The sequence below is a fragment of the Enterovibrio makurazakiensis genome (assembly GCF_050336585.1).
GTDB classification, from domain to species: Bacteria; Pseudomonadota; Gammaproteobacteria; order Enterobacterales; family Vibrionaceae; genus Enterovibrio; species Enterovibrio gelatinilyticus.
Window position 1 is genome coordinate 1 of record NZ_JAKJSE010000014.1, and the last position, 20996, is coordinate 20996.

The 20996-nt window shown below is 46.8% G+C and carries 14 protein-coding genes; 9 read left to right on the forward strand and 5 right to left on the reverse strand.

The genetic code is table 11. The annotated features are described in order from the left end of the window. From L4D06_RS11435 to L4D06_RS11460, 6 genes are all read left to right on the forward strand, one after another. A partial coding sequence (locus tag L4D06_RS11435) for an Ig-like domain-containing protein (protein WP_429739498.1) occupies nucleotides 1–5793 on the forward strand: 5793 nt, incomplete at its 5' end. 89 nt (nucleotides 5794–5882) lie between these two features. Then, nucleotides 5883–8063: a type I secretion system permease/ATPase gene (locus tag L4D06_RS11440; protein ID WP_274164930.1), complete on the forward strand. Its 2181-nt coding sequence runs from the start codon at nucleotides 5883–5885 to the stop codon at nucleotides 8061–8063. Further along, the gene (locus L4D06_RS11445) at nucleotides 8056–9438 is read left to right on the forward strand and encodes an HlyD family type I secretion periplasmic adaptor subunit (protein WP_429739500.1); all 1383 of its coding nucleotides are present in this window, start codon (nucleotides 8056–8058) and stop codon (nucleotides 9436–9438) included. The genes L4D06_RS11440 and L4D06_RS11445 overlap by 8 nt, the downstream gene beginning before the upstream one ends. A gap of 20 nt (nucleotides 9439–9458) precedes the next feature. Then, entirely contained in the window at nucleotides 9459–10862 is a 1404-nt protein-coding gene (locus L4D06_RS11450) for a TolC family outer membrane protein (RefSeq protein WP_429739502.1), read from the forward strand. After that, nucleotides 10862–11455 carry an OmpA family protein gene (locus tag L4D06_RS11455; RefSeq protein WP_429739504.1) on the forward strand — a complete coding sequence of 198 codons (594 nt, stop codon included), beginning with the start codon at nucleotides 10862–10864 and terminating at the stop codon, nucleotides 11453–11455. Before L4D06_RS11450 ends, L4D06_RS11455 begins: the two co-directional genes overlap by 1 nt. Nucleotides 11456–11534: 79 nt before the next feature. Beyond that, complete coding sequence (locus L4D06_RS11460; RefSeq protein WP_429739506.1) at nucleotides 11535–13469, forward strand: EAL domain-containing protein; 1935 nt, start codon at nucleotides 11535–11537, stop codon at nucleotides 13467–13469. 36 nt (nucleotides 13470–13505) lie between these two features. On the opposite strand, the gene rimI is transcribed toward L4D06_RS11460, so the two are convergent. From rimI to ubiT, 4 genes are all read right to left on the reverse strand, one after another. Next, entirely contained in the window at nucleotides 13506–13952 is a 447-nt protein-coding gene (gene rimI / locus L4D06_RS11465) for a ribosomal protein S18-alanine N-acetyltransferase (RefSeq protein WP_429739508.1), read from the reverse strand. Further along, on the reverse strand, nucleotides 13942–14337 hold the full coding sequence (locus tag L4D06_RS11470) for a DNA polymerase III subunit psi (RefSeq protein WP_429739510.1): 396 nt from the start codon (nucleotides 14335–14337) through the stop codon (nucleotides 13942–13944). Before L4D06_RS11470 ends, rimI begins: the two co-directional genes overlap by 11 nt. A gap of 173 nt (nucleotides 14338–14510) precedes the next feature. Beyond that, complete coding sequence (locus L4D06_RS11475) at nucleotides 14511–15014, reverse strand: GNAT family N-acetyltransferase (protein ID WP_274164937.1); 504 nt, start codon at nucleotides 15012–15014, stop codon at nucleotides 14511–14513. Continuing rightward, on the reverse strand, nucleotides 14998–15525 hold the full coding sequence (gene ubiT, locus L4D06_RS11480) for a ubiquinone anaerobic biosynthesis accessory factor UbiT (RefSeq protein ID WP_429739512.1): 528 nt from the start codon (nucleotides 15523–15525) through the stop codon (nucleotides 14998–15000). The genes L4D06_RS11475 and ubiT overlap by 17 nt, the downstream gene beginning before the upstream one ends. Nucleotides 15526–15878: 353 nt before the next feature. On the opposite strand from ubiT, the gene L4D06_RS11485 reads away from it, so the two are divergent. From L4D06_RS11485 to L4D06_RS11495, 3 genes are all read left to right on the forward strand, one after another. After that, the gene (locus tag L4D06_RS11485; protein WP_429739515.1) at nucleotides 15879–17927 is read left to right on the forward strand and encodes a sensor domain-containing protein; all 2049 of its coding nucleotides are present in this window, start codon (nucleotides 15879–15881) and stop codon (nucleotides 17925–17927) included. A gap of 175 nt (nucleotides 17928–18102) precedes the next feature. Then, the gene (ubiU, locus tag L4D06_RS11490; RefSeq protein WP_429739517.1) at nucleotides 18103–19098 is read left to right on the forward strand and encodes a ubiquinone anaerobic biosynthesis protein UbiU; all 996 of its coding nucleotides are present in this window, start codon (nucleotides 18103–18105) and stop codon (nucleotides 19096–19098) included. Nucleotides 19099–19110: 12 nt separating this feature from the next. Continuing rightward, the gene (locus tag L4D06_RS11495; protein ID WP_274164941.1) at nucleotides 19111–19977 is read left to right on the forward strand and encodes a U32 family peptidase; all 867 of its coding nucleotides are present in this window, start codon (nucleotides 19111–19113) and stop codon (nucleotides 19975–19977) included. Nucleotides 19978–20075: 98 nt separating this feature from the next. Here the strand turns inward: L4D06_RS11495 and nlpI are convergent, their stop codons facing one another. Continuing rightward, nucleotides 20076–20981, reverse strand: coding sequence for a lipoprotein NlpI (nlpI, locus tag L4D06_RS11500; protein WP_274164942.1), 906 nt, complete (start codon nucleotides 20979–20981; stop codon nucleotides 20076–20078). Between the last annotated feature and the right edge of the window lie 15 nt (nucleotides 20982–20996).

The following is a 20996-nucleotide window of genomic DNA, read 5'->3' on the forward strand; positions in this document are numbered from 1 at the left end:
GAGCAAGGTGTTGAGCGCGGTGATATCACTGGCCTCACCATCAACAACAAGGTACTGACTGACGACGAAATTGATGCCGTCTTTGCTGGTACCTACACCCAATCCATCAGCGGTGGTAACAAAGCCTTTGACCTGGTCTTCGAAACCCGTGATGACAAACGCTTTGAAGGTGATGAAAGCTTCACCCTAAATGTCTCCGCAGACACCGGCATTGCCGTTGATGGTCAGGGCAACCTGATCCTAAGCGGTCAACAAGATGCCACCATTTCTGATGACGGCAATGGCCCAGGTAACAACCCAGATGACGACCGCCCAACATTAAACGTCAAAAGTCTCGGAGATATCGAAGAAGGAAACTTGGCCGCATTTAACGTTAAGTTAGGTAATGACGTTAATGGCAAAGTAACTTACACACTCAAGCTTGAAAGCAACGATGGTTTCAATATTTCCGACATCACGTCTATTAGCGTAAATGGCGATGAGATTACTGATCTTAACGACATTGCTATGTTCTTTAACCAAGGTCATAACCTGACACTTGCGGGCAATGATACGAACTTTAGCGTCAATATTTACACCAAAGATGATAGTGAATTTGAAGGTTCTGAATCGGTCACTCTAAATGTGAAAACTGACGTAGCTTTGGCGGAGTCAGGTAACCAACTATCCGATACTGCGACGATACTGGACAACGACAACCCACCCGTTGCAAACGACGACTTTGACGGTGGCGACAGCTACTGGGTGAACAACAGCGATTCGAACGGTATCTTCATAACATTTAACGACATTGCGAAAAACGATACCGACAAAGACGACGGCGATACGGTATCTGTCTGGAACAAAGATGACTTAGACAGCTTCACGTTGGTGCCAAGCGATGCTGGTTCTATCGCATTGAGTGACGATGGTGAAGGGCTAGTATTTACGCCAAATCCAGAGTTCAACGGCCCAGTTCAAATCGAATACTTTGCGACAGATGGAACAAATAAGTCACTCGAACCGGCCAACATCCACATTTACGTCAATGAAGTAAATGCGAACGATGACGGTTCTGGCTTGCTGTTTACCACCTCGAGCGAGGATGGCTGGCAAAACTTAGATGGCAACGGCATTCTCACTATTAAAGCAGTAAAAATTGGTGAAGATGGTCAACGAGTCCCAGAAGGGGATCTTGTGACCGAAAACTCAGAGCATATACATAGCCAACACGGAATTGGTGTAGCGGATGAAGCCCGAGAGAACAACGCGGGCGATGTAAGCTATCAGGTTGAATATGACCACGGTACAAACACATCAGAAGCCATTGAGATTGATCTAACTAGCCCAGTAGACAAGGTCGAAATTGGCGTTGCCCGTCTTTTCAACAGTGAGCACGGCGAAGGCAACCATGAAGTCGCAAAATGGACGGCATATGATGAAAACGGCAATGTGATCTCTTCAGGCTCCTTCCATTTTGGTGACAGAACCAGCGGAAAAGGGCTATTCACCATTGAAGCAATAGGCATTGCGAGTGTTGTTGTTGAAGCCTTACCGAGAGTCAATGAAGCGGACAGTGGCAAAACGAGTGGCGACTCTTCAGATTTCACCATTACCTCTGTCTCAGTATACACAGAGCAATATAAGGTCACTGAAACCAATACACTGGATTCAACTTCAACGGCACAAGGTTCATTGTTAGACAATGATAGTGACCCAGAAGGTCATAGCTTCCAAATCACACAAATCAATGAAACAGACCTTAATTTTAACATCGACACAGGCTTCGCAACGGTTGAGTTCCCTGAAGGGACGCTTCGCATAAAAGCCGATGGTACCTTTGAATTTGATGCCAAAGACCAAGCATCACTGAAGAAAGGTGATTCTCAATCGTTCGACTTTGCGTACACCATAGAAGACTCGAAAGGTGACACTGACACGGCTAACGTCAAAATTACCATTGTCGGTGTAAATGAAGCCCCAATCGTCGAGAAAGTCACAGCACGCGCTAGTGAAGACGACCAGACGTTTGTTGTCGACCCGCTAGAAAACAGCAGTGACGGTGATGAAGATGACGTGCTAAAAGCCGAAAATATTCAGCTTTCTAAAGGCAACACATTGGGTATCAAGGTTGTAGACGGCAAGCTGGAAGTAGACCCGAGTGAATATGAGTATCTCGGCGAAGGTGAACAAGAAGAGATCACCTATACCTATGATGTCGTTGAGTATGAAGGCGACACTGAAATCTCTCGCACGCCGACCACGGCAACGATCACGATTGATGGTAAGAATGATGCGCCTCAAGCCGGGGACAATTTAAACAACCCAGATACCGGTAAAGCGTATTGGACCAATAATGATACGGGGCAAATCGTCACTATCCCAGCAGACCTTATCCTCAACAATGCCTCTGATGCCGATGAAAATGATGCAATTAAGATCGTCTTAAGTAGTCTCAAACTTGATGACCTTAACGCTGGAGACTTTGAGCTTGTTGTGAAAGTGTCTGAAAGCGAAACGAAAACCGTATCGAAAGACTATCAACTGAAAGATGGCGAGTCGCTGGAAAGTATCATCTTTACGCCAAACCCTGACTATAGCGGACAGGTAAACCTCAGCTATCAAGTCACCGATGGCATGAGCCATTCAAACATAGCCAATGTACCGATCATTGTTAATGCGGTTCATGCGCATAACGATGGACTCTCAACAGCGTTCACTACCAGCAGTGCTGACGGATGGCAAAATCTGGATGGGAATGAATATTTCACCATCAAAGCCCTGAAGATCGAAAATGGAAGCAGGGTCACTGAAGGCGAATTAGTTACTGAAGATTCGGTGCACGTTCACAATAGAGGCATTGGTGTTGCGGATGCTGCGCGTTCTGATAACCAAAGCGCAGCATACCAGGTTGAACATAATCATGAGCTTGATGTTTCCGAAGCCCTTCAAATCGATCTCGTCAATCCGACGTTTAGCATAGACGTAGGCATATCTAGACTTTATGCCACAGAGAGTGGTGGGGAGATCGGCAAGTACCTAATCTATGACGGTGACGATTTAATTGGAGAGGCCAAGTTCTCGTTTGAAGATGGGCATGCTGGCATCATCAATATCAGCTCAGATGTTCCTTTTGACCGAGTGGTTCTGGAATCGACTGAACGTAAAGACGATGGCGATAGAAACGGTGGCGACTCTTCAGACTTTGTCATCACCGAAATCACCGTCCATAGCACGGGTGTTTATCAAGTTGTCGAAGGCGACACGCTAGATTCCACAGCAACTATTCAAGGCTCTCTGTTTAGCAACGACATAGATCCTGAAGGCCACACATTTAGCATCACTGAAATCAACGGCGAACCGCTCACCTTTAACGAAGAAGAGGCAACAGTCGTCTTTGACGAAGGGATACTGAGCATTAATGGTGTGACGGGAGAGTTTAGTTTCACAGCCAATGATCGTGACGAGTTGGGCCAAGGTGAAACCGATACCTTTACCTTCGACTACACAATCAAAGACGTGAAAGGCGATACCGATACGGCGAAAGTACATATTGATATTATTGGTAAAGAAGCCGTTGTACAGCCTCAATCACCTGAGATAGGAATTTCCCAATCTAGCGTGTTACTTGAAGAGGCCAAGCTCGTAGATGCCGATGCCGCACTTCCAACCGCATCGGGAACATTTGATATCTCAGATCCAGATTCAGAGTTGGTAGAAAATAACGTATCGCTAAGTATCAACCTGCCTCAAGGGCAATCTATTGAAACCGCCTCCGGTGAAACATTGTCGTGGAAATGGGTACCTGCAGAAAATGGAGAAACTGCCAAGCTTGTTGGCTACTACCAAGATGCAATCCTAAGCGAGGTGACAGTTGTCATCGTTGAGCTAACACCACCAGCTCTAGGTGCTGAAGGTCAATGGCGTTATGACGTCACATTGCATGAAGCCATTAAGCATGATGATACGAGTGTCTCTGACGAAAGCCTAAATATCCCAGTAACAATCACAGTAACTGACGGAGAGCTGACGGATACCGCCGACTTGAATATTGAAGTTAAGGATCACGGCCCTTCAGTTTCAGTACAATCCCCGACGTATGATTCGAACGATGGCAGTTCATTCAAACTTAGCGATGGTGATAGTACGATCATTTTAAACGGCTATGTATACACCTCAAACTATCAAAAAATAGATGTCAGCCATGGCGTCGATTCTCACGGTAGTCATGGGTATGGCGTCGTTTCGGGAAATGATCATGGGGAAAATGCTTCAAACAAGCATGAAGTGCAGTATTTGGGTACTGATAGTTTTGAATCAATAGAGGCAGTGCTACCTCAAACTGGTTATAGCGCGAAAATCACTCTGGGCTCTCTTCAGGAGAATGACTCATTTGAGACCGAGTTTATTGTCCGCTTCTACAAAGATGGTTCCGTCATCGGCCAAATGCAATTGAGCCAATCTGATCTGGAATTTGCGTCAAAAGGTGCCAATAAGTTTGGTTCTGTCACCATCAGCAGCACTCAAGGATTTGATAAGGTCGAACTTATCGCTGTAAATAACGATAACGACGGTGACAACAGTGACTTCACGCTAAAAGATCTTGAAATATTTACTGAGCCTCAAACCGAGGCTTACCAACAGTCTGGCTCTATCACGGCCAACTTCGGTGGTGATGGTGAAGCGGCAACGTTGCCCTTGCAACTGCTGCTGCCAGTTACTCAGCCAAGTCTAACCGTCGCTGGTGAAGCTGTTATCGTGAAGCTAATTGATGGCAACTTGGTCGGTTTGATTAACGGCGATGAAGAGCAGCCTGCATTTAAGATAACGCTAAACACCAATATTTCTCCGCCAGAATGGGAGCTTGAGCAGTATGAACCCATTGATGGTGATTCATTCAGCTTTGACATCCAGATCACTGACAAAGATGGAGACACAAACTCAGATTCAGTGACAGTTGAATTCTCCGACACCCTTCAACTTCCGTCACCTGAAGGACCAACGCCAACAACGTCAGGGCTGGGTGCTGACGATAGTATTACCATCGACAATAATTCTGACATTAGATTTGTAGGCGGGGCTTTCCCTACAGGCTCAGGGCAAGCGTATACGGAAGAAGCCCTTCGAGAGGCTGGTTGGACGGAATCAGAACACGGCTGGGATATCGCTCAACCCATCGTTAAGACCGAGTATGACCCACTAACGGGGGCTTACATTAACGGTGGTGGTGGTAACGACAACATTGTAGGAGGAGATGGAGCTGACATCATCCGTGGCGGTTCAAACGGACATGGTTCTTCTGGCAATGTAGGAGCCCGCGAAGGCGATCGTCTTGAGGGTGGTGCAGGCTCCGATACCTTCCTTTGGATGAAAGAGGACTTAGTCAATATTGGCACGGTCGGTGGCTATGACCATATCACTGACTTTATTGGTGATTTCAATCAATACGAGGATAAATTAGACCTCCGCGATCTGGTTGTGTTAAGCGACGATAACACTTTGGAAAACATGACCGTCAAGTACGACGGTGATTCTCGGATAGTCATCTCCATCGACGTAGACGGTATAGATGAAACAGGCAGCAACGCCGAAGCGGATGGAGAAGTGACGCAACATATTGTGTTGGATGAATACAGCCAAGGTGGTGTCCATAACTCGACAATCTACGAGAACGACGGCAGTCTGAAAAATGATGGCATTGTTATCAATACCTTGATTAATGGCGAAGAAAAGCAATTAGCAATTACTGATAATGGTGGAGAATTGAGTGTGCAGATTATCTCACCAGTTCCCACGTATGAAGAACAGCCATAGTTCCACAATGGCTTTTGAGAGCATCGGCTAGATGGCCGATGCTCTTTCGTTAACTCTTTTTGTTTTTACTTTTTCATAGAGAGAACTAGGTGACAGAAGCAGCTATCGCTGAACGCAAACCGTCGCAGTGGCGCATTTCAGCGTCAACACAGGCGGTTGACGACCCGTTGTTAGATTGCTTGGTCTTACTGACCGAGCACTATGGTTCACCGTGCTCTGGCGATGCCTTAACGGCAGGTTTACCCATGACAGATGCGTTGCTAACGGCGGATCTATTTCCGCAGGCGGCGGCACGTGCGGGGTTAACTGCTAAGCTTTCGCGGCGCCAGTTAAAAGCGCTACCGAAACTTTTGTTACCCTGCATACTTCTTTTGACTGACAAAAGATCCTGTATCCTTCGTGAGATTAACGAAGATACAGGCATGGCTCTGATCCAAACCTCCGAGAACGGAGGCGAAGATGAAATTTCTTTAGCAGAGCTTGAGTCCATGTATGTGGGCTATGCCTTTTTGGTTAAACGCCAATACCGCGGTGATTCCAGTGTCGATCTGCACCTGCACGACTCTAAAATCCATTGGTTCTGGCAAACAGTCAAAGACGCCTCGCCGATATATCGGGATGCCTTAATTGCTTCCGTTTTAGTCAATCTATTTGCTTTGGTGTCACCGCTGTTTGTCATGAACGTATATGACAAGGTTGTGCCTAACCTCGCCTTCGAATCCCTGTGGGTGTTAGCGTCAGGTGCGCTTATCGCCTTTGCTTTCGATTTTCTGATGAAGAAAATGCGATCATATCTCATTGATATAGCAGGTAAGAAAGTTGACATTATTGTGTCATCGCGCTTGTTCGCTAGATTGATGGGTATTCCACTTGAGAAGCGCGCAAAAAGTGTTGGCGGCATGGCAAAGCAGCTCGGAGAGTTCGACGGCATTCGTGACATGCTAACGTCCGCAACCATTACCACCTTGGTCGATTTACCATTTGCCGTATTCTTCTTGTTTGTGATTTACCTGTTCGCGGGTGACTTGGCCGTTGTCCCCGTTGTCGCAGGCATACTCATTTTGGGCTATGCGTTATTCGTACAACCACGCCTTAAGGCTGCCATTGAGGAGTCCAACAAATATGCCAGCCAAAAGCATGGTCATTTGATTGAGAGCCTCTCTGCGTTAGAAGGGATCAAAGCCAATGTCGCGGAAGGCATTGTGCAGAAAAGCTGGCAACAGATGACGGCGCATACCGCCAACTGGAACCTCAAAGTTAAACAAATCACCAACTCAGTCTCTTACTTCGCCGCTTTCATCGTGCAAGTAACTTCAGTAGCGGTTGTTGTCATGGGGGTTTACCGAGTTGCCGATGCGCAAATCAGCATGGGCGGGATCATTGCAGCAGTCATGCTTTCGAGCCGTGCGGTATCTCCTATGGCACAGTTGGCTGGATTAATGAGTCGCTGGAATCAGACACAGTCAGGCATGCGCCAGCTCAACGCCATGATGGAACAAGAGGATGAATTTGCTGACAAAGGGCATCTGATTAGCCGCAAGCGCCTAAAAGGTGATATCTATGCCGACAACATTGGATTCAGTTACCCAGAGTCAGAAAAGCCTACGCTACATCCCACAAATTTCACGATAAAAGCCGGTGAAAAAATTGCCATTCTGGGCAAAAACGGAACAGGGAAAAGCACGCTGATCCGAATGCTCGCAGGGCTATACCAACCTAGTGCTGGCAGTCTGCGTTTTGACGGAATCGAGGCCAAACAAATACATCCAGCAGATCTGCGCCGCAATGTGGGTTATTTGGCGCAGGATGTAACGCTTTTTCACGGTACTATTCGTGAAAATATTATGTTTGGCACTCGCCAAGTGACCGAGCATCAACTAATTCGCGCAACACAACTTTCTGGTGTTGGGATTTTCACTTCTCAAGATAGCGAAGGTTTAGACAAGCAAGTCGGCGAACGGGGAGAAACACTGTCTCGTGGCCAGCGACAATCGGTCGCTTTGGCTCGCGCCCTATTGAACGATCCTCCGTTGCTGATCATGGACGAACCAACAGCTAGCTTAGATGCCCACGCAGAAAATCAATTTATTCATTCCATGAAGTTTGCAGCCAAAGATCGCACCTTGGTGATGATCACTCACAAAATGGCATTACTCCAACTCGTTGACCGCGTCATTGTGATGGATAAAGGCCGTGTCGTCATGGATGGACCAAGAGACAAAGTTCTAGAGCGTTTAAACAGTGGTAACGCCGGAGGACAGAATGACTAACACGTTAAAGCGCCATGATCTTGAAATGACGGACGATGTGTATGGCGCAATGCTTACTGATGCCCCGCTGCGCTATCGCATCGTTATCTGGGGAGTGTTTGCATTTTTTGCTGTGATGTTGGCGTGGGCGAGTTTTGCAGCACTAGATCGCATGACCCGAGGAGAAGGAAAGGTTATTCCCTCTTCTCAAGTTCAGCTCATCCAAAGCCTAGATGGCGGTATTCTTCAAGCTATGTACGTGCAAGAAGGCCAGCTTGTTCAGCAAGGTGAGCCACTTGCGCGCATTGATGACACTCGCTTTCGCTCCGACTTGGCGCAGCAAGAAGAAGAAGTGTCTAGTCTTCGCGCCAATATCATTCGTATGCAAGCAGAACTCGGCAGTATCACGCTAAAACCGACGGCACCTAACTGGAGGGAGCAGATTCAGATCGTCATATCCCCTCTAGAATTTCCGGTCGCTTTGGCGAGCGAAGAGCCCGATTTGATTGCGGGACAGCGTCAGGAGTATGAAGGTCGCTTACTCGACTTGAAAAACCGTCTAGAGATACTGGCTCGTCAAATTCAGCAAAAACAGCAAGAACGACAAGAAATCGATTCAAAACTTCGAACACTGTCAGACAGTTATGGACTGATCAGCCGCGAGTTGAAAATAACCGTCCCTCTGGCCAAAAAAGGCATCGTATCAGCTATCGATTTACTCAAGCTTGAACGCCAAGTTAATGACCTTAAAGGTGAGCTTGAGTCATTGCGTTTGATGCAACCAAAAATTAAATCCACCGTCGATGAAGCGATTTTAAAACGTCGAGAGGCTGTGCTGTCTTTTAACAACGAGACTCGCTCAAAAATGGGTGAACTCGAATCGCGCCTATCTCGATTAACGCAGGCGCAAGTAGGCTCACAAGACAAAGTCGACAAGGCGGTCATTACCGCTCCGGTGACTGGCACCATTAAGACGATTCATATCAATACATTAGGCGGCGTGGTTCAACCTGGTATTGATTTGATCGAGATCGTTCCCGCAGAAGATAAATTGCTTATCGAGGCAAAGATTGCCCCAAAAGATATTGCTTTCCTGCATTCGGGACTTCCCGCGGTTGTTAAAGTCACTGCGTATGATTTCACTCGATATGGCGGGTTAAATGGCACGCTTGAACACATCAGCGCAGATACGACTCAAGATGAAGAAGGAAACAGTTTCTATTTAGTTAGGATCCGAACGGAAAGATCTAGCTTAGAAAAAAAAGATGGCGGTGAATTGCCCATTATCCCAGGAATGTTGACATCCGTGGACATCATCACAGGGAAGCGGACAGTTCTGGAGTACTTGCTCAATCCCATTTTAAGGGCAAAAGAATCGGCGCTAAGAGAGCGCTAATAATAATCAAGGAGAGAGACATGAAAAACAGTGTTAGCCGAACGCTTAAAAAAAGCGTGGCAGCATTGGCAGTGGCTGCCGTATTGCTACCAACGTCAGTTGCTGCTCAATCACTCGAACAGGCAGTGGCTACAGCATTGGACACCCATCCTCAAATTCGTCAAGCATTCAACCGCTTCAAGGTGCGTGAAGAGCAGGTGAACCAAGCTTTTGCTGGCTACTACCCAACGATTGATTTCGATGCAGGGATAGGACGTGAATGGACAGAAAGTCCATCAACCCGTCGAGATGCACTGAACTACAATGTTGACGACACGAAAGAGCTGACACGTCGCGAGATTGGTGTATCACTTCGCCAGGTCATATTTAGTGGCTTTCAAACCACCAACGAAGTAGAACGCAGCGAATATGAAGCCAGTGCCGAACAGTGGGCGCTATTTGCTTCTGCAGAAGATGTGGCACTGGAAGTCTCACGTGCCTACTTGGAGTTTTTGCGCGCTACCCAAATCGTAGTACTTGCCGAACGTAACCTAGAAAGCCATCAGATTATTTTTGACCAGGTAAAACAAAAAACTGACTCTGGTTTGGGTTCTACCGCGGATCTCTCTCAGGTAACAGGCCGTCTTGCTCGTGCCCATTCCAACCTGATTTCATCAAAAAATAACCTTTCTGATGCCACTATCACTTACAAAAAGCTGGTCAGCATCGCTCCGTCAGATACACGTCTTCCCGTTCCCGATGCAGTCATGTTGCCAACTAGCCTAGAGCAAGCAATTGATATGTCTACGATCGAACATCCAACGCTGAAATCAGCAGGTAACGACATTAATGCAGCTACAGCGCAGCGCGAATCTGCCAAAGGGAACTACTACCCACAGGTGACGTTTGATTTATCTGCCGGTTGGGATGACAACCTAGATGGCACCGACGGTACAAGCCCGATTGGTGCAGATGTCGGCGGCAATAGCGATGAAGTACTCGCGATGGTTCGTGTCAGCTACAACCTGTTCTCTGGTGGTGCGGATAGAGCAAGAGAGCGCGAAGCTGCCTATAGCATCAACCAATCCAAAGCGATTCAACAAGAAGCCTATCGTGACGTTGTTGAAGGTACGACCTTGGCTTGGAACGCACGTGATTTCCTAAGCCAACAAATGACCTATCTTCGTCAGCATGTGGAATCCGCCATTGAAACCCGCAATGCCTATGAAGATCAGTTCAAACTCGGTCAACGTACTTTGATTGACGTACTTGATTCTGAAAATGAGCTTTTCCAAGCCCGTCGTGAATACCTCACCGCAGAATATGATGACTTAATTGCACAATACCGATTGCTAAACGCAACAGGTCAACTGCTCGACTCACTACGCATAACAACGCCAGAGGTATGGCTAGGTGAAGACGCTTACAAAGGAGGCGTTCAATAATGAATAAGCTCATTCTCTTACTTCCTGCCTTGTTTTTAGCCGGTTGCGCTAATCAAGAGATAATCACTATGGAAGACGCTTCACCACAGGTGAGTGACTTACGGGATTTGGACAATGATGGCGTCATTAAAGCACGTGAACTTTGCGACGAAACGCTAAGTGGTGCAGCGGTAAACAACGACGGTTGTGCGAAAGATAAAACCGTTAAGCAGAGCTTTAGGCTCGACGTTAAGTTCCCGAATGACTCAGCTCAATTGCTTCCAAGTTACTACGGTAAACTGGAGCAACTCGCGGCGTTTTTGGAAGAACAAGACGGTGCCGTCGTGACAATTGAAGGACACGCAAGCAAGGTAGGCAGCGCATCTTATAACTTGGCACTGTCTCAGCGCCGTGCTGATGCCGTGGCGAATGCACTGGTCGAGGATTTCGATATTCCCGCGTCGCGTGTTGAAGCCATTGGCTACGGGCACACCGAACCACTCATGGATGAAGATTCTGAGCTTGCTCATGAAACTAACCGACGAGTAATGGCCTCATTGTCGGGCGAATACAATGTCACAGACATGAGATGGACCATCTTTACGTCTGAATAACCCTGATATCTAACTAAAAGCAAGGGCTGACACATGAAGGTGTCAGCCCTGTTGTGTTCTGCGCCACCACGAGTTTTCTATGATCACAAAACGCTATTCTTTGCTGTTGGTTTACTTTTCCGCAATGCTGCTACTCGCCGTGTTTCTAACGGGGCAATTGTTTATGAGCACCCATGAACAACAGGCGAGGCTTATACAGCGCGCTGATGTTGCCACGGATCAACTCGTGCAAACTTTGCCAAAATTCATTACTTACTATGACACTGACTCGATTAAGCTTATCGCCAATAGCATACTGTCACAGGAAATCACTGCGATATCTCTCACCGATCAGATCACTTCGGAATCAATAACCTGGACACATAAAACCACACCAAACAATTTGGGCTGGTTTTTTTCGTTAAGCCAAGTGACTCCCGTTGAACGAACCGTAGAGCTGGAAGATGACGGTGCAATCATTGCTTCACTGTCTTTAACACTATCACCCAACATTGCGAATCAAGACGTTGCTTCACATTTGTCAGGCCTGATTTCAAGTGCGAGTCTTCTAACTTTGGCATTGCTTTTCATTTTTACCATTCTTGACGAAAAACGACGCCAAGCCATAAAGAAAGCCACATCAACCATTCATCAGTTAGCGGTTCAAGACTTCTCATCATTGGAGTCATCAAAGCGCTCAGGGCTTCCCCTATTGGACCAAGCAATAGATGGCTTGGCTCAGCAAGTGCAACGGCTCATAAAATCACTGAACAACGAACTGAAAACGCTACACAACAGCATGATGTACGACGCGGTATCGAGCCTTCCAAATCGTCAATTTTTCATCCACCAGCTCAACAGTTGGATGGGTGAAGATAACGACTCACAAGGAGCGGTACTCATTACAAAAATGGAGTGGCTAGATACAATCTACCGCCACTATGGTTTTGCGGCCAGAGATGAAACCTGGCGTCTTCTATCCAGCTCTCTCCAAAGTGCATTGGGTAGCCAAAGCAACATCTGCATTGCACGTATCAGCGAAACCGAAGTGGCATTACTTCTTCCTGAATACAGCGAAGAGCAGAGCCGACATTGCTTACACATTTTGATCAGCACCCTCAATAATGAAGTCGCAATGGCTGGGTTTGAAGCCAACGAAGGGTTTTCTATTGGCGTCGTCCACGGTCATGGCGTACCTGGCTCTCAGTTGCTGTCTTTAGCAGACAATGCATTACAGCGCGCTATTCAAGTCAACGAAGTCTTCGTCTTTAATCGCGGAGCCGACGAACAAGTCATTGATCGAGAAACATGGCGAGCATTGCTCACTGACACCTTACAAAAGAAGACGATTAGATTTCAGTGGCAAGCGGTCAACAACCTCGACTCCTCTATATCTAAGCCCCTTCACTACGAGCTATTCACTCAGGCTTTGATAGAGAATCAATGGCATTCAGCGGGACGTATCATGCCGTACGTTCAGTTATTTAAAAAAGGCGTTGAGTTTGACAGAGTCGTAATTGAGTCTTTGATTGCACTACATAAAAACCTGCCTATTGAAACTCGTATTGCCTTGAACCTAACTGACGAAAGTCTTTCAAATAAAGCCTTTTGCGATTGGTTAGTACAGAAGATTCATACCGAGCTGCCAAGCAAAAACCTGTATTTTGAAATCAGCGAGGCGAGTGCGCGCAATAACTTAGATGCCTGCATTACGTTTAGCGAGAAAATCCGAAAAACAGGTGCTTTTGTTGGCGTTGATCATTTTGGCCGCTATCTACAGGGCGTCGAGTATTTGGCAAAGCTTAAACCGAGTTACGTCAAGCTAGACCAAGCATTGAGCCAAGAACAAAACAGTCAAAACCGCTTGTTTACCGAAACGCTGGCCAACATTGCAGATTCTTTAGATATCACCGTAATTGCAACGGGTGTGAAAGATGAAGAAAGCAAATCACAGTTAGACACGCAGTTTATTGATGCCTACCAAGGTTTTATACACCCTCCAGTTGTCGTCATGGCTCAAGAAAAAGCCATGTAAACCCCACAAAAAAACCCGCATTCAGCGGGTTTTCTTTTATTCGAACCAGTAACTCATAATTAGCGCATCTTCCTTGCCACCCTCTTTCGGGTAATACCCATAACGGCGGTCAAACTCATTAAACTCCAGCGATTCATAAAGCTTAATTGCCGATTGGTTACTTTCTCGAACTTCTAACCACGCTTCTTGTGCATCAGCGTTGCGCATACAAATAAGAAACTCATTAAGTAGCTGCTTACCAAAACCTTTACCTTGGTGCTGCGGCGCAACAGCGATATTGAGTAACGATGCCTCTCCAGCCACACATTGCGCAAAAAAGTACCCGACCACTTCATGATCCATGACCAGAACGCGATTGCAGCTAAACTTGGTTGGCGGCTTTCGCAATAAGCTTTCAGCCCAAGGGTGACTATGGGCTGCTCGTTCTATGGCGACGACTGAGTCTAGCCAGGCATCATCCATCAAGAGAAATTCAGTTTTCATAACGTTTGATTTGTTTCCATAACGCCTTTTTGGCGTCTTGATCGTCATTGAGTATCGAGAGTACTGGCGAGGAGAGCGAATTAACGCCCGATAATGTCTGTACAGACGCACCTGCAAACCAACACCAGATCAAGGAGTGTTCTCCAAGATTGGCTAGCGCTCTTGAAGGCAACCTCAGTGCCTGCTCGGGGGTAAGCTTCATGCTGGCTAAGATCTTTCCAAATAACCAAGCATCACGTTCACTCAACTCGGCATCACTCACGAACAAGAGTTTACACGACGACGGTAACGCTATGGCCTTGTCCGCATTGTTTGGAAACAAGTCAGGACGCTTAACGTCCCATACCGTGATCCCCATTTCTTTGAGTCGCTGTAAATCGTTCATGACACCACGAATATCAAAATATGAACCAAGAGAATATGCGATGCATCCTAACAAACTTCTGCGGGTATCGGAATGAGCACGCCAATTTGGCTCTTTTCTTGCCCCAAAATCCGGCCAATAAAACGAAAAGAGCAGCCTCACGCTGCTCTTTTAAAAATGCATGAGTCGCAATATCAGAGTTCATCAAACTCAGGACAGTAATCCACTAGCCCTTGTAATGAATCGAATGCGCCATCAATCAGTTCAATCGCCATAAATGCCTCTGCAGGCACGTCCCACTTACAATGGAAGCCAAATTTTTTGGCTGCAGTGAAGCCCACTCGCGAATAGTAGGCAGGATCGCCCAACACCACACAGGCTGGGTAACCAAACTCACGAAGTATTTCAAAGCCTTCCTTTATCAGCGCTGCCGCAATACCTTGCCTACGATAATCTGGATGTACACAAATGGGAGCCAATCCCTGTACGCCTGTGTCTTGTCCACCAATGGTGACAGGGCTAAACATAGTATGCGCAACCACTTCACCTTCATCAGTGCAAGCCACCAATGACAAGGTGTTATGCCCATTCTCACGCAATGACATCACCAGCTTAGCTTCTGCATGGGTTGGGAACGTTTTTTTATTCAATCGGTCGATCGGAAGTAGATCGGCAGGTGCTTCAGATCTTATGAGCATAGTGCGCCTCATCAGCATGGGCGGATGTTTGCAGGCCTTTTTGAACGAACGCTGCTAACGAAAACAATCCTTGGCGAAGTAAAGGTGGTAATAGATCCAGATCAACACTGTCCATCAAGTTTTTGACTTCCAAACCGAGCTCTGTGTCACCTTCAATCAACAAACGACGTTGAAAAAACAAGGTATCAGGATCTTCTTTACGAGCAGCGATCAAAATCAAGTCATTGAGATCACCGCTAAATCTTACGTCAGGGGTTTCAATATTTTGTTTTACGACAAGCTTGTCGTTATCAAAACTAATGTAGCTCTTAAAACCTATATCGCGAACATGCACTTCCAACCAGCGATTTTCAAGAAATTCAAATTCGCCATCATCCAATGCTTCACTGAAAACACGTTTGAGCGTCTCTAACATGAGCGCCTGCTGTGCGGCTGCTGGGATAAGTTTAACGGGCAATCGAAAAAGTGCAGGTGCCTGTTGCACCAAGGCTGTATGAAGTTTATCGAGCAAGATAATGTTCCAACGCTAAGGGAGCGAAAAGTATGCTTCATTGTATGCCATTGTGACCCTGTTAGATCATGCCTTGAATCAAAAAACTCGAAGCACAGCCTCACTCTTTTTTGATTCATTCTGTTTACTACAGGTAGCACACACCCAAAAAGGCATTCACAACTCAGTAGCATTTAAAGGCCAACATAACCACCATGAATACATAAAAAGCGGCACGCGTTCAATTAACAAGTTACCTTAAGCAGTTTGGTAACATATGTGTTTATCCTGATACACTCGCGTTATATAGTATTGCTTCAAATTTGGAGTTGAAGTAGGAAATAGCTTCGCTAGCTTGGATGTATGGAGCCTAAATGCCAATTGAGCAACTAACCTATTGGTTTTCGCGCCTAACTCATAACAGCCCTTTCCTTTTTGCCGTCCTAGACAAAAATCACCATTATCTTTGGGTCAGCCAGCGATATTGTGAAATTAGCGGGTTAGATCAAAGCGAATTGGTCGGCAAACAGGATTCAGACATTCTTGGTCTTGGCTTTTATGAGGCGCTGTCACCTCACTATCAACGTGCTTTCGTCGGGGAACACTCGGAAGGCGAAATAGTGCTCAATGATGGTATCCACGACTCCAGCTTTCATTTCAGTGTCTCCCCACTCGACAACAATGAATGGCCGGAAGGCGCCATCATTTTCCATGCAGCTGATACATCAGAAAGGCAAGTTCTAACCAGTGCGTTAGAGTCGTCAGAAAGTCGCTTTAGCAACCTTTGCCAATTAGTCGGAGAAGGATGTTGCGTCCTCGATGACGGTATCGTGCTCAGTGCCAATCATCATGCCGTTAGCATGCTAGGTTTTGACAACCCAAATGAAATTCTAGGTGAGGACATCGAAAACCTGCTGGCAAGCCCTGTCAAAGGTCAATCCGTTGTCGCCTCTCTCACCACTTTAGGTACAGGTAAACAGTTGGTATGTCATGCAAGTAAAGCGAACGCCAACAGCAAACCCTTAAACGTCTCTTATGGCGCTGTCAGCCTATTAGGTAGCAGTGGCGCACTTATTACGCTCTCTCATACCGTTGCTGTTTCTGACCATCAGCAAACCATAGAAAAGTTGGCGCAGTTTGACGCGTTAACGAGTCTGTATAATCGACACGGATTTTCTCGTCGCCTTGAACAGCTCATTACCAACGATACGCCTCTGTTGATGCTATACCTAGATGTCGATAACTTTAAGAACATCAACGATTCTCTCGGGCATCACATTGGTGATCGTGTCTTACAAGAAATAGCGCAACGTCTTCGTCGTCATTTGCCCGCTGAAACAATATTGGGGCATCTCGGGGGGGATGAGTTTGCAGTTCTCTTGCCTGAGCAAAATGGTGATGAAACCGCTACCGATCTTGCCAATAAAATAGTCGAAGTTATCAGTCAACCGTTTGATCTCTACCATTTTAGTAAATATCTCGCCTGCTCAATCGGCTCGGTCAAATTTCCGGGAGATGGTAAAGATGCACGCAGCCTTTTGCAGAATGCTGATACCGCAATGTATGAAGCCAAAGAGCAAGGGCGCAATCGTGTTGTTACTTACAACCAGCACATGAACAAAGAAGCGCGTATGCGACTTTGGCTGGAAATAGAACTCCAAAAAGCCCTGCAAAATAATGGCCTAGAAGTTTGGTATCAACCTAAAGTCAACGCCAAGGACTACACGATCAATGGTGCAGAAGCCTTGGTACGCTGGAAACATCCTGTAGAAGGCTATATCAGCCCTGCCCGCTTTATCCCTGTCGCCGAGCGCTCTGGCATGATTGAACTGCTAGGTAGAAACGTGATGCGCGAAGTGTTTCAAGCAGTGCGCCGCTGGCAAGGCCTAAAAGTATTGCCTGGCCGCGTGGCCATTAACTTGTCTCCTCAGCAGTTTCGCAACCCGAACCTAACCACCCACATGAAAAAGCTTCAGGCTGCCACGCAGGCAGATCCTTCGCTAATCACTTTCGAGCTAACAGAAAGTGCCGTCATGAATGATGGCGATCATGCGATTCAAATGCTGAATGCCATTAAAGAGTTGGGGTTTGCATTATCCATCGATGACTTTGGTACCGGTTACTCGTCGCTTTCCTATCTCGCCAAATTCCCGCTTGATGAACTTAAAATCGACCGCGCATTTATCTGCGACATGGAAACCTTTCCAAAACAGGTGACCTTGATTGAAAACATCATCAATTTAGGCCGTTCATTGAACATGTCTGTGGTGGCTGAAGGGGTTGAGACTGGCAAGCAAGCCAGTGTGCTCGGTAACTTAAAATGTGACACTATTCAGGGGTTTCATTTCTACAAGCCTATGCCGAGATCTGAATTTGAAGCGCTACTGATCAATAATTATAAGGCCATAAAAGCCGCGTCCTAATGTTGGTTGGCGCAGTCTTTGCGCCAACTTATCTTCCCCTCATTTTCCTTTCGTTTCTTCATTTGTTTAATCAAACCTGCCTCACATCAATGCTATGGGGTATGACTGTGCCTAAAATCCCAACCCTACGCTCAAACTCATAGCCAGATGCTGACCACGCGATGTGGGGATATTTATGGAATTGCTTTGCCCAGCAGGGAATCTCCCTGCCCTAAAAACAGCCATTGATAATGGTGCCGATGCGGTATACATCGGGTTCAAAGATGGCACTAACGCTCGTCATTTTGCGGGTCTGAACTTTGACGGCAAAAAACTCGAAAAGGCCGTTTCCTATGTCCATGATAAGAAAAAACACCTTCACGTTGCGCTGAACACATTTGCGCACCCTGACGGGTTTAAACGCTGGACAGATGCCGTTGATGCCGCTGTCGATCTTGGTGTCGATGCACTGATCATCGCCGACCTCGCCGTTCTTGATTACGCAGCCAAAAAACACCCAGACATGGAGATTCACTTGTCGGTGCAAGCCTCGGCTACCAACAGTGCGGCCATCGATTTTTATCGCGATCACTTCAACGTAAAGCGTGTTGTCTTACCGCGCGTATTGTCTATGCATCAAGTGAAACAGCTTTCTCGCACCACTGATGTCGATCTCGAAGTGTTTGCATTTGGTAGCCTTTGTATCATGTCGGAAGGCCGTTGCTACCTATCATCATATCTGACGGGTGAATCCCCAAACACGGTTGGCGCATGTTCCCCAGCCAAATATGTCCGCTGGCAAGAAACCCCTCAAGGGTTAGAGTCTCGTCTCAATGACATTTTAATCGATCGCTACAAAGTGGGGGAAAACGCTGGGTACCCTACTCTATGCAAAGGCAGATTCATCACTGATGGCGAACCTTTCCATGCGCTGGAAGAGCCTACCAGTTTGAACACTCTGTCGATTTTGCCTGAACTCTTCGCCGCCAATATTGCATCGGTGAAAATTGAAGGGCGTCAGCGCAGCCCTGCTTATGTCGAGCAAGTGACTCGCACATGGCGTCAAGCCATTGATAGTTATCAACGCAATCCAGAAGCCTATAACGTGCTTCCCCAATGGAATCAGTGCTTAGACAGCGTCTCGGAAGGCGCGCAAACCACACTCGGTGCCTACCACCGTAAATGGCAGTAAAAGGAGCTCCCCATGAAATACTCTCTTGGCCCACTTCTTTACTTTTGGCCCAAACAAGACGTTGAGAGCTTTTATCAACAAGCGATCAGCAGCGACGCCGACATTGTCTATCTTGGCGAAACCGTGTGTTCTAAACGCCGCGAAGTACGTTTGGCTGACTGGATGGATCTTGGTCGCGAACTCGCGAAAAGTGGCAAGCAAGTGGTTCTCTCAACCATGGCATTACTCGAAGCCCCGAGTGAAGTGAAGGTTATGCAAAGCTACATCGACAATGGCGACTTCATCATTGAAGCCAACGATGTATCTGCCATTCAATTAGCTCATGAAAAACAATTGCCCTTCGTCGCTGGTCCTGCACTCAATCTTTACAATGCACAGGCGCTTAACGTTCTACTGTCAAAAGGCATGACGCGCTGGTGTATGCCCGTCGAGCTTTCTCGTGAATGGCTACTTAAAGTGCTGGCAGAAACTGAAACAATGGGAATTCGAGACCGCTTCGAGGTTGAAGTATTCTCATTTGGTCATTTGCCATTGGCCTACTCTGCACGCTGCTTCAGTGCACGTGCGGAAAACCGCCCGAAGGACAAATGCGAAACCTGTTGTATTAACTACCCACAGGGTTTAGAAGTGAAAAGCCAAGAAGGCCAAGCCGTGTTTACGCTCAATGGCATTCAGACCCAATCAGGTTACTGTTACGACCTCAGCAAAGATGTCGACTCTATGCACGGCATTGTGGATGTAGCGCGTATTAGCCCACAAGACATCAACTCTCTTGATGTTATCGCTGGGTTTAAGCGTGGCGAGCGCCATAGCACCGCGCAAACACATCACTGCAATGGTTATTGGCATAGTATTGAAGGCATGGCGATTCACTCTTAATTGCCTTAACGCTGAACGTAAAAGAGCCGCAACTGCGGCTCTTTTTTATTCATCATAGAATCACGATTTTCTATCGTTGCTGGCGCTCACAAACGAAGTTAGGAGACTGGCACGGCTCGATTCAACTGCTGGGCGATCAGGCTCAACTCGAGCATAGAATACCGATGCTCAACAAACTCGTAGACATTGCCGGCCATCGCAAGCTTGTACAATGCAACCGCAGAGCCTAAATCGCCTTGAGATTGATAACGCTTCGCCAGATAAAAATACCCTTCACAGAGTCGTTGCGCCAATTGAGCGTTATCAGTACTCGATCTCATGATCTCTCGAAAGAACGCCTCTTCACTAATGTCGTTAAGGTATAAACGCGCGATCAGCCAACCCCAGTCTTTTTTGTCAGACGCTTGGAAGTGAGCACGTAGCGCTTCTGTCGCCTGTTCATTACCCGACTTTTGCTGCTCAGCCAAGTACAGCCATATTGCACGGTAAGGGTCGTTCCCGTCGTCATTGTAATGCTTTAGTAGATCGCGTACAGCAAGGTCATAGCGACCGCCATAGTACAAAGCAATACCACGATTACGTTCTGCATACTGATGGGTTTCATCCAACTCTAACGTTGAATCAAAGGCTTCATAGGCAGCGTCATACATACCACTTTGGGTAAAATAAACGCCTAGAATGTTAAATACATCAGGCTGCGCTGGGTTGTAGGACAGTGAACGGTTGAAATCTAAACGAGCCAGATCACGCAACCCTAGGCTATCGTTGATTAAACCACGCTCGTAGTAAATCTGCGCTTTGTCTTGTTCTGTGAGATCTTCTCTCAGCAAGATTTGATCAATTCGCGCCAACTGCACTTCTTGTTGCGTGGTTGACTGCAGTGGCACAGCCATTGGCAAATAGTGCCAAGGTTGCGAGTTTTGCGTTGACGTCGAAGTCGCACAGCCAGAAAGCAGTAGCAACGAACCAACAATGGTCAACGGCAGCCATCTCATATTTCGCATGTGTGCGTATCTCCA

Bases quoted from the DNA above. Each gene is read 5' to 3' on its own strand.
- L4D06_RS11445 (WP_429739500.1), top strand. From the start codon at position 8,056: ATGACTAACACGTTAAAGCGCCATGATCTTGAAATGACGGACGATGTG.
- L4D06_RS11450 (WP_429739502.1), top strand. From the start codon at position 9,459: ATGAAAAACAGTGTTAGCCGAACGCTTAAAAAAAGCGTGGCAGCATTG.
- L4D06_RS11455 (WP_429739504.1), top strand. From the start codon at position 10,862: ATGAATAAGCTCATTCTCTTACTTCCTGCCTTGTTTTTAGCCGGTTGC.
- L4D06_RS11460 (WP_429739506.1), top strand. From the start codon at position 11,535: ATGATCACAAAACGCTATTCTTTGCTGTTGGTTTACTTTTCCGCAATG.
- rimI (WP_429739508.1), bottom strand. From the start codon at position 13,952: ATGAAAACTGAATTTCTCTTGATGGATGATGCCTGGCTAGACTCAGTC.
- L4D06_RS11470 (WP_429739510.1), bottom strand. From the start codon at position 14,337: ATGAACGATTTACAGCGACTCAAAGAAATGGGGATCACGGTATGGGAC.
- L4D06_RS11475 (WP_274164937.1), bottom strand. From the start codon at position 15,014: ATGCTCATAAGATCTGAAGCACCTGCCGATCTACTTCCGATCGACCGA.
- L4D06_RS11485 (WP_429739515.1), top strand. From the start codon at position 15,879: ATGCCAATTGAGCAACTAACCTATTGGTTTTCGCGCCTAACTCATAAC.
- ubiU (WP_429739517.1), top strand. From the start codon at position 18,103: ATGGAATTGCTTTGCCCAGCAGGGAATCTCCCTGCCCTAAAAACAGCC.
- L4D06_RS11495 (WP_274164941.1), top strand. From the start codon at position 19,111: ATGAAATACTCTCTTGGCCCACTTCTTTACTTTTGGCCCAAACAAGAC.
- nlpI (WP_274164942.1), bottom strand. From the start codon at position 20,981: ATGCGAAATATGAGATGGCTGCCGTTGACCATTGTTGGTTCGTTGCTA.